Source organism: Streptomyces endocoffeicus (genome assembly GCF_016741935.1).
GTDB lineage: Bacteria > Actinomycetota > Actinomycetes > Streptomycetales > Streptomycetaceae > Streptomyces > Streptomyces endocoffeicus.
Genome location: NZ_JAERRG010000080.1, coordinates 1 through 11,503, shown reverse-complemented (window position 1 = coordinate 11,503; position 11,503 = coordinate 1). Strand labels below are relative to the sequence as shown.

Sequence of the window (11,503 nt, the reverse complement as noted above, 5' to 3'; positions counted from 1 at the left end):
GGACGCACTCGCCGAATTCGGCAAAACCCTCTCCAAAGCCAAGATCTACCGCTGGCAACTCCCCGGCGTCGACTTCGCCGGACACTCCGGACACGTCAACACCATCAAAGACCAACTGCACCAGGTGCTCGACGGCGTCACCGCATCCCCCGGCGAAGTCGCCTGGATGTCCACCGTCCACGCCGACTGGGCCGACCCCACCCACATCACCACCGACTACTGGTACCGCAACCTCCGCGAAACCGTCCGCTTCCACGAAGGCACCCAAGCCCTCCTCAACCAGGGCTACCGCGTGTTCATCGAGGTCAGCACCCACCCCGTCCTCACCACCGCCATCCAAGACACCACCGAAACCCACCCCGACCTACAAACCACCATCACCGGCACCCTCCGACGCGACGACGACACCCCCACCCGCTTCCTCACCCACCTCGCCGAACTCCACACCACCGGAACACCGGTCCACTGGCCCAGCGCCTACGCCGGAACCACGCCCTCCCAAGTCCCCCTGCCCACCTACCCCTTCCAGCACCAGCACTACTGGCTGGCCGCCACCGGCCACTCCGGAGATGTCGGCTCCGTCGGCCTGCGCGACGCGGCGCATCCGCTGCTGGGGGCCGTGGTCAGCGTGCCGGACACCGGAGGGGTGCTGCTCTCCGGGCGGCTGGCGCCGTCGGCGCAGTCCTGGCTGGCCGACCACACGCTGTCGGGCGTCGCCCTGGTGCCGGGTACGGCGATCGTGGAACTTGCCGTACGTGCCGGGGACGAGACCGCCACCCCGGTGCTGGAGGAGCTGGTCCTCGGCCAGCCCATGCTCCTGCCCGACGACAGCGCGCTTCAGGTGCAGGTCCTGGTCGGCGCGGCCGAGGACGACGAGCGCCGTGCGGTACGGGTCTACTCCCGCCTCGATGAGTCCGAGCCCTGGGCCGAGCATGCCTCGGGCGTGCTGTCCCCGCAGGTCGTCGCTCCCGTCGAGGCGGAGCGGCAGTGGCCGCCCGCCGGGGCGGAGCCCGTTGCCCTGGAGGGCTTCTACGACCGCCTGGCCGAGGCGGGTTACGAGTACGGGCCGGTGTTCCGCGGGCTGACCGCCGCGTGGACCCTCGACGGTGAGGTGTTCGCCGAGATCACCCTCGGCGAGGAGCAGCACGAACTCGCGGGCCGCTTCGGCATCCATCCGGCGCTGCTGGACGCCGCGCTCCACGCGAGCAACTTCTGCCCGGGCAATGAGCCAGGTGGCGCGACGTATCTGCCGTTCTCGTGGAACGGCGTGCGGTTGCACGCCGGTGGCGCCACCGCCCTGCGGGTGCGGGTCACCTCCACTGGGCCGGACAACCTGTCACTGCACGCGACCGATCCGCACGGCGTGCCCGTGGTGACCGTCGGATCGCTGGTGCTGAGGGAGACCACCGCGGAGCAGCTCCGCTCCACATCGCCCTCGTCCAGCGCGGACTCCCAGTTCACCGTGGAGTGGACCGAGCATCCCCTTGCCCGGCACGAGGTGGCGTGGGCGGACCTGGACGCCGTGCACGACGACGACGCGTGGCCGCCGGTGGTCGTGGCCGACACCCGGGCGTACGGCACGGAGGGCGGCGAGCCGCCGGAGCGCGCCCGTGAGCTGACCGGCCGGGCACTGGCCGCGATACAGCGTCTGATCAGCGACGACGGACTCGCCGACAGCCGCCTGGTGGTGCTCACCGGGGGCGGCATGGCGGTGCATGACGACTCCGAGGTCACCGATCCGGCGGCCGCCGCGGTATGGGGCCTGGTGCGCGCGGCGCAGGCCGAACACCCGGGCCGGGTGTGCGTGATCGACACCGACGACCGGTCGGCCGGGGCCCTGCCCGCCGCGCTGGCCACGGAGGAACCCCAGCTCGCGCTGCGTGGCGGAACCGCCTGGCTGCCACGCCTGGTGCGCGCCCGCCCGGGACTGGCGGTACCGGCAGCCGCCGCGTGGCATCTGGACGTCACCGAACACGGCACGCTGGAGAACCTCACCCTGGTGCCCCACCCCCGGGCGGAGGCGCCGCTGGAGGCGGGCCAGGTGCGGATCGCGGTGCGCGCCGCCGGCCAGAACTTCCGCGATGTGCTCATCGCCCTCGGGATGTACGAGGCGGAGATCGGCACCGAGGGCGCCGGTGTGGTGACCGAGGTCGGCCCGGGTGTGGCGGACCTGGCCGTGGGCGACCACGTGATGGGCATGCTGCCCGGTTCGTTCGCGCCACTGGTGGTGGCGGACCGGCGGACGGTCGTACGGATGCCGCGTGACTGGTCGTTCACGGCGGCGGCCGGGGTGCCGGTCGCCTATCTCACCGCGCTGTACGCGCTGCGGGACCTGGGCCACGTCCAGCCGGGTGAGACGGTGCTGGTGCACGCCGCCGCCGGTGGTGTCGGCATGGCCGCCGCACACCTCGCCCACCACTTCGGCGCCACCGTCCTCGCCACCGCCCACCCCGCCAAACACCACGTCCTCGAACGGCTCGGCGTGCCCGAGGAGCGGCGCGCCTCCAGCCGCGACCTCGCCTACGCCCAGACCTTCCCCACCGCCGACCTCGTCCTCAACTCGCTCACCGGCGAACACATCGACGCCTCGCTGGGGCTGCTCAACTCCGGCGGCCGGTTCATCGAGATGGGGCGCACCGATATCCGGGACGCGGCCGAGGTGAGCGCCGCCCATCCGGACCGCGTGTATCGCGCGTTCGACCTGGGCGCGGACGCGGGGCCGGACCGGATCCAGGAGCTGCTGGTCGCGCTGGTGGACCTGTTCGAGCGGGGCCTGATCCCCCCGCTGCCCACCCGGCCGTGGGACATCACCCGCGCGCCCGACGCGTTCCGCTGGATGAGCCAGGGCCGCCACACCGGCAAGATCGTGCTCACCCTCCCCCGCGCCCTCGACCCCGAGGGCACCGTCCTGGTCACCGGCGGCACCGGCACCCTCGGCTCCGCCATCGCCCGCCACCTCGTGGCACACCACGGCGTACGCCACCTGGTCCTCGCAAGCCGCCAGGGGCCGAACGCCCCCGGCGCGGCCGACCTCCACGACGAGCTGGCCGAACTCGGCGCGCGGGTGCGGATCACCGCCTGCGACATCGCCGACCGCGGCCAACTCGCCACGCTCCTCGCCGATATCCCGGCCGACCATCCCCTCACCGGTGTCGTGCACACCGCCGGCGCCCTCGCCGACGGCATCATCACCACCCTCGACCCCGACCGCATCGACACCGTCTTCCGCCCCAAGGTCGACGCGGTCGCCCATCTGCACGACCTTACACGCCATCACGACCTGGCCCTCTTCGCCGTGTACTCCTCCGCCGCCGGAATCCTGGGGAACGCGGGCCAGGCCAACTACGCCGCCGCCAACACCTACCTCGACGCCGTCGCGCAGCAGCGGCGCGCGGCGGGGCTGGCCGGGCTGTCACTGGCCTGGGGCCTGTGGGCGGAGACCAGCGATCTGTCCGCCGCGCTGGTCACGGCGAATCGGGATCGCACCAGGCACGGCGTCGTCCGCCCGATGAGCACCGAACACGCGCTGAGCCTCTTCGACAGCGCCCTCGGCCTGGGGTTGTCCCTGGTGGTACCGGCGAAGCTGGACACCGCGAAGCCGGCTTCCGGCGCGCTGCGGGACGAGCCCGCTCCGGGCGATGTGTCGCCGCTGCTCACCGGCCTCGTCCGGCCGACCCGGCGCACCCTGCGGTCCATGGCGGGCGCGTCGGCCGAGGGAGGGCTTACGGCCCGGCTGGCGGCGCTGTCCGAGGCCGACCAGCACCGGCTGCTGCTGGACCTGGTACGGGACCACACGGCGACCGTGCTCGGGCACACCGGGAAGGACGCCGTGGACGCCCGGCGTGCGTTCAGCGAGATCGGCGTCGACTCCCTCATCGCGGTGGAACTGCGCAACCGGCTCTCCGGCGCGACCGGGCTGCGCCTGCCCGCGACGGTCGTGTTCGACTACGCCACACCGGAGGCGATGGCCACGCATCTGCGGTCCGTGGTGGCGGGGGACACCGCCTCGCCGTCGACGTCGGCGGTGGTGCGCGCTACGGCGGTGGACCCGGCCGATGACCCGGTGGCCATCGTGTCGATGAACTGCCGGCTGCCCGGCAAGGTCACCGGCCCGGAGGAGCTGTGGGATCTGGTGTTCCAGGGCCGGGACGCGATCGGCCCGTTCCCCTCGGACCGGGGCTGGGACCTGGAGGCACTCTTCGACCTCGACCCGGACGCCGTGGGCAAGTCGTATGTGCGCGAAGGCGGATTCCTCAGCGGCGCGGGTGACTTCGACGCCGAGTTCTTCGGCATCTCGCCACGTGAGGCGCTGGCGATGGATCCGCAGCAGCGGCTGCTCGCCGAAACCTCGTGGGAGCTGTTCGAACGGGCAGGCATCGACCCGATGTCCGTGCGCGGACAGGCCGTCGGAGTGTTCGCCGGGGTCATCGACCAGGGGTACATCGGCCACTCCGAGGCGTCCCCGCCGGAGTTGGAGGGGTATCTGATGACCGGCAGCACCACGAGTGTGGCCTCCGGTCGCGTGGCCTATCTGCTGGGCTTGGAAGGCCCCGCGGTGACGGTGGACACGGCGTGCTCGTCATCGCTGGTGGCGCTGCACCTCGCCGTACAGGCGCTGCGGGCGGGCGAGTGCTCGATGGCCCTCGCCGGTGGCGTGACGGTGATCGCCAAGCCCAGCGGTTTCATCAGCTTCTCCCGCCAGCGCGGGCTGGCACCGGACGGCCGCAGCAAGTCCTTCAGCGAGGGCGCCGACGGCACGACCTTCAGCGAGGGTATCGGTCTTGTGCTGCTGGAACGGCTCTCCGAGGCCCGTCGCAACGGGCATGAGGTGCTGGCCGTGATCCGCGGGACGGCGGTGAACCAGGACGGGGCGAGCAACGGCCTCACCGCGCCCAATGGCCCCTCCCAGCAGCGGGTGATCCGGCAGGCGCTGGCGAACGCCGGGCTGTCGGCGGCCGATGTGGACGCGGTCGAGGCGCATGGCACCGGCACTGCCCTCGGCGACCCGATCGAGGCCCAGGCGGTCCTGGCCACCTACGGGCAGGGGCGCACGGGGGATGAGCCGCTGTGGCTCGGTTCGCTGAAGTCCAACCTTGGCCACACCCAGGCCGCCGCGGGCATCGCGGGCCTCATCAAGATGGTGCTGGCGATGCGGCACGGCACGCTGCCGCGGTCCCTGCATGCCAACGAGCCCACCACAAAGGTCGACTGGTCGCAGGGCGCGGTGTCGCTGCTGTCCGAGTCGCGGGCGTGGCCGGAGACGGGGCGTCCGCGTCGCGCCGGGATCTCGTCCTTCGGGATCAGTGGGACGAACGCGCATGTGATCCTGGAGCAGGCGCCGGAAGTTGCCCTGGCTGAGGCGGAGTCGGATGGCTCGGGTACTCCTGGGCTGGTGGCCACGGGCGGCGTGGTGCCGTGGGTGCTGTCCGCCAAGAGCCTTGGCGCGCTGCGCGCCCAGGCAGAGCGCCTGGTCAGCCATCTGGAATCCGGGAACGACGCCAACCCGGTCGATGTGGGCTGGTCACTGGCCACCACCCGCGCCGCCCTGGATCACCGCGCGGTCATCCTCGCCACGGATACCGAGGGCGGCATGGCAACCGCCCGCGCCCTGGCGGAGGGCCGGCCTGACCCGCACCTGGTCACAGGACAGACCGGGGCGGATGGCAAGACGGTGTTCGTCTTCCCCGGTCAGGGAGCCCAGTGGGTCGGGATGGGAGCCCAACTCCTGGGCACCTCACCGGTGTTCTCCGCTCGCCTCCACGAATGCGCCGAAGCCCTCGCCCCATACACCGACTGGTCACTCATCGACGTCATCACCGGCGCACCCCACGCCCCGAGCCTTGAGCGCGTCGATGTCGTCCAGCCCGCCACCTTCGCCGTCGTCGTCTCCCTCGCCACCCTCTGGCAGTCCGTAGGCATCCACCCCGACGCCGTCATCGGCCACTCCCAAGGCGAAATCGCCGCCGCCTGCGTCGCCGGACACCTCACCCTCCCCACCGCAGCCAAAATCGTCACCCTCCGCAGCCAGACCATCGCCCACCACCTCGCCGGACACGGCGGCATGATGTCCGTCCTCACCTCACCAGCAGAGGCCGAGGAAGCACTCACCCCGTGGCAGGGCCGACTCTGGATCGCCGCGCACAACAGCCCTCAGTCAACCGTCATCGCAGGCGACACCGACGCCCTCCACCAGCTGCACACCCACTACACCAACCAAGGCACCAGGGCCCGCATCATCCCCGTCGACTACGCCTCCCACACCGGACACGTCGACACCATCGAAGACCAGCTACACCACGTACTCGAAGGCGTCACCGCCTCCCCCGGCACCATCCCCTGGCTCTCCACGGTCGACGGCCAGTGGGTCGAACCCGACACCCTCGACAGCGGCTACTGGTACCGCAACCTCCGCCAAACCGTGCGGTTCGAGCACACCATCCGCACCCTCGCCGACGACGGCTACCGAACCTTCATCGAAGTAAGCCCCCACCCCGTCCTCACCACCGCCATCCAAGAAACCCTCGAAACCACCAACACCCCCCACACCACCATCACCGGAACCCTCCGCCGCGACGACGACACCCCCACCCGATTCCTCACCCACCTCGCCCACCTCACCACCCACGGCCACACCCCCAACTGGACCACCCTCTACACCACCACCAACCCCCACCCCACCCCCCTCCCCACCTACCCCTTCCAACACCACCACTACTGGCTCACGCCGTCCGAGGTGCCGGAGGCGGTTGCCGACGGGGTGTTCTGGGACGCCGTGGAGCGGGGCGACCTGTCCTCCCTCGCCGATTCGCTCGGCGTCGAGGAGAAGGCGCTGGAGCCCGTTCTGCCGGGGCTGACGTCGTGGCGGCGGCGCAACCAGGACCAGTCCACCGTGGACAGCTGGTCGTACCGCATCGCATGGGATCCGGTGGCGGCCGGGGAGCCGCCGATACTGCCGGGAACGTGGCTGGTGGCCGTCCCCTCGGCACAGGCGGACGACGCCGCGGTGACGGGCGTGGTCGCCGCGCTGGCCGAGCACGGCGCCGACCCCGTGGTGGTCGAGGTGGACACCGTGGAGCAGGCGGAGCTGACCGCGCGCCTGCGGGAGCGGATGTCCCACGCCTCCGACGACGAGTACGCCGGCGTGGTGTCCCTGCTGGCATGGGATGAGCGTGTCCACGAGCCCGGCACCCTCTCCCGGGGCGTGGCGGCCACGGTGGCACTGACACAGGCCGTGGAGGAGATCGGCCTCGCCGCTCCCCTGTGGTGCCTGACCCGTGGTGCGGTCGCCGTGCGCGAGCTGTCCGAGGTGACCAGCGAGTTCCAGCCGCTGGTCTGGGGGATGGGCGTGGTGCAGGGGCTCGATCAGCCGTCCACGTGGGGCGGGATCGTCGATCTGCCGCAGACGCCGGACGGGACGGCCCTCGCGCGGCTGTGCGCGATCCTCGCCGGAGTGGACGCGGAGGACCAGGTGGCGGTGCGCGCGTCGGGGGTGTTCGCCCGGCGGATGCGGCGCGAACCGGTGGCCTCGGCACCGGTGTGGCAGCCACGGGACACGGTGCTGATCACCGGCGGCACCGGCGGGCTCGGCTCGTACGTGGCCCGTTGGGCCGCGGGCCACGGCGCCCGGCATGTGGTGCTGCTCAGCCGCCAGGGTCCGCAGGCGCCGGGCGCGGCGGAGCTGGAGGACGAGCTGATCGAGCTGGGCGCGGACGTGACCATCGCGGCCTGTGATGTGACCGACCGGGAGCAGCTCGCCGCCGTACTGGCGGAGCTTCCGGACGGCGCGCCGCTGTCGGCCGTGGTCCATGCCGCGGGGCTGGCCCTGCCGGAGAAGCCGCTGTCGAAGATGACACTCGCCGAGTTCGCCGATATCGGCCGGGCGAAGATCGCCGGGGCACGGCACCTCGACGACCTGCTGTGGGAACGGAAGTTGGACGCCTTCGTCCTCTTCTCGTCCGGTGCGGCGGCCTGGGGCAGCGGCGGCCAGAGCGCCTACGCGGCCGGCAACGCCTACCTCGACGCGCTGGCGCAGCGGCGCCGCGCCCGGGGGCTGGCGGCCACGTCGGTGGCGTGGGGCGCCTGGGGCGGTGGCCTCGGCACGATCGACGAGATGATGGGCGCGCAGTGGCGCCGTACGGGTCTGATGACCATGGACCCGCGGCTGGCGGCGCTGGCGATGGCACACACGGTGGGCAGTGGCACCGCCCACGGCGTGGTGGCCGACATCGACTGGGAACGGTTCGCCCCCGGCTACACCATGGCCCGGTTCCGGCCGCTGCTGCGGGGACTGCCCGACGTCATCGAGCTGCTGGCCGAGGACGCGTCCGAGGGCGGCGCGGGACAGACGGAGCTGGTCGCACGGCTGGCCGGGCTGAGCCCCGAGGACCAGGAGCGGCTGCTCACCGAGCTGGTGCAGGCCGAGGCCGCGGCCGTGCTCGGACACGCGAGCGCCGACGCCACCGGGGACCGTCCGTTCAGCGAGATCGGATTCGACTCGCTGACGGCGGTGGAACTGCGCAACCGCCTCAACGCCGCCACGGGGCTGCGGCTGCCCGCCACGATGGTGTTCGACCACCCGCGGCCCAGTGTGCTGGCCCGTCGCATCCGCAGCGAACTCGGCCAGACCGACACCTCGTCGGTGGACTCGGTGCTGGCCGAGCTGGAACGGCTGGAGGCCAGTCTGGTGACGCTGCCGAAGGAGAAGATCGAACGCGCCCGGATCACCTCACGGTTGCAGCGGATGACCACCAAGGTCGCCGAGATCGAGGCGGTCGGCGTGAACGGCGACACCGTCACCGAACGGCTCGACACGGCGAGTGCCGACGATGTGTTCGCCTTCATCGACCAGGAGTTCGGCGTGGACTGATTCCCCCTCTCGTCTCCGCTCACCGATTTCACCCACGAGGCTCTTGGCGAGGTCCAGATGGCGAATGACGAAAAGCTCCTCAACTACCTCAAGCGGGTTACCGCCGATCTGCACCAGACGCGGGAGCGGTTGCGCAAGGCCGAGACGGCGACGGAGGAGCCGATCGCCATCGTCGGCATGGGCTGCCGCTACCCGGGCGGGGTGACCACTCCGGACGGGCTGTGGGATCTGGTGGCCGACGGCCGGGACGCGATCGGCGGCTTTCCGGAGGACCGCGGCTGGGACTTGGAGAACCTCTTCGACGCCGACCCGGACACCGTCGGCACCTCTTATGTACACGAGGGCGGTTTCCTCGCCGACGCGGCGGAGTTCGACGCGGAGTTCTTCGGCATCTCCCCACGGGAGGCGCTGGCCACCGACCCGCAGCAGCGGCTGCTGCTCGAGACCGCGTGGGAGACGTTGGAGAACGCGGGTGTCGACCCGAGTTCGCTGGCGGACAGCGACGTCGGCGTGTTCACCGGCGTGGCCAACGGCGACTACGCGCTGACCGTCGACCAGGTGCCGGAGGGGTTCGAGGGGTATCTGGGGATCGGTGGCGCGGGCAGCATCGCGTCCGGCCGTATCTCGTACTCGCTCGGTCTGCTCGGCCCGGCGGTCAGCCTGGACACCGGCTGCTCCTCGTCGCTCGTGGCGATGCACCTGGCCAGCTATGCGCTCAGGTCCGGGGAGTGCTCGATGGCGCTCGCCGGTGGGGTGATGGTGATGGCCACCCCCGGTGGCTTCGTCGGATTCTCCCGGCAGCGGGGGCTCGCGCGCGACGGCCGTTGCAAGTCCTTCGGTGAGGGCGCGGACGGCACCAACTGGTCCGAGGGTGTGGGTCTGGTGCTGCTGGAGCGGCTGTCCGATGCTCGCCGCAACGGGCACCAGGTGCTCGCCGTCGTACGTGGCACCGCCGTCAACCAGGACGGCGCAAGCAACGGCCTCACCGCACCCAACGGCCCCTCGCAGGAGCGGGTGATCCGCCAGGCGCTGTCCAACGCGGGGCTGACGATGGCCGATGTGGATGTGGTCGAGGCACACGGCACCGGTACGAGTCTTGGCGACCCGATCGAGGCCCAGGCTCTCCTGGCCACCTACGGCCAGAACCGCCCGGAGGAGCAGCCGCTCTGGCTGGGCTCCATCAAGTCCAACATCGGCCACACGCAGGCGGCGGCGGGCGCCGCGGGCATCATCAAGATGGTCCAGGCCATGCGGCATGGCGTACTGCCCAAGACGCTCCACGCCGACGAGCCCACGAGCAAGGTGGACTGGGCTACGGGTGCGGTGTCGCTGCTGAGCGAGGCGCGGGCGTGGCCCGAGACGGGGCGTCCGCGTCGCGCCGGAATCTCCTCGTTCGGCGTCAGTGGGACGAACGCGCACGTGATCCTGGAACAGGCGCCGGAAGCGGACGCGCCCGAAGCGGAGACGGACGAGGCGGGTGCACCTGGGCTGGTGGCCACCGGCGGGGTGGTGCCGTGGGTGCTGTCAGGGAAGACCCCGGCGGCGCTGCGGGCTCAGGCAGAGCGACTGGTCAGCCACCTGGAGTCGGGGGACGCCCCGCGTGCGGTGGACGTGGGCTGGTCACTGGCCACGACCCGCGCCGCCCTGGATCACCGCGCGGTCATCCTCGCCACGGATACGGAGGGCGGCATGGCAACCGCCCGCGCCCTGGCGGAAGGACGGCCTGACCCGCTCCTGGTCACCGGGCAGACCGGGACGGATGGCAAGACGGTGTTCGTCTTCCCCGGTCAGGGAGCCCAGTGGGTCGGGATGGGAGCCCAACTCCTGGGCACCTCGCCCGTGTTCGCCGCCCGGCTGAACGAATGCGCCGAAGCCCTCGCCCCGTACACCGACTGGTCGCTCATCGACGTCATCACCGGTGTACCCGGCGCGCCGAGCCTTGAGCGCGTCGATGTCGTCCAGCCCGCCACGTTCGCCGTCGTCGTCTCCCTCGCCACCCTCTGGCAGTCCATAGGTATCCACCCCGACGCCGTCATCGGCCACTCCCAGGGCGAAATCGCCGCCGCCTGCGTCGCCGGACACCTCACCCTCCCCACCGCAGCCAAAATCGTGGCCCTCCGCAGCCAGACCATCGCCCACCACCTCGCCGGACACGGCGGCATGATGTCCGTCCTCACCTCACCAGCAGAGGCCGAGGAAGCACTCGCCCCGTGGCAGGGCCGACTCTGGATCGCCGCGCACAACAGCCCTCAGTCAACCGTCATCGCAGGCGACACCGACGCCCTCCACCAGCTGCACACCCACTACACCAACCAAGGCACCAGGGCCCGCATCATCCCCGTCGACTACGCCTCCCACACCGGACACGTCGACACCATCGAAGACCAGCTACACGAAGTACTCCACGACGTCACCACCCAACCGGGCGCCATCCCCTGGCTCTCCACCGTCACCGGCCACTGGATCGAACCCGACACCCTCGACAGCGACTACTGGTACCGCAACCTCCGCCAGACCGTGCAGTTCGAGCACACCATCCGCACCCTCGCCAACGACGGCTACCGCACCTTCATCGAAGTCAGCCCCCACCCCGTCCTCACCACCGCCATCCAAGAAACCCTCGAAACCACCAACACC

General features: G+C 71.4%; 2 protein-coding genes. Both read left to right on the top strand.

The genetic code is table 11. The features are described from left to right. A partial coding sequence (locus JK364_RS53465; RefSeq protein ID WP_201858728.1) for a type I polyketide synthase occupies positions 1-8,866 on the top strand: 8,866 nt, incomplete at its 5' end. Between the two features lie 57 nt (positions 8,867-8,923). Continuing rightward, positions 8,924-11,503: type I polyketide synthase (locus JK364_RS53460; protein WP_201858727.1), on the top strand; the 2,580-nt coding region annotated here is incomplete at its 3' end.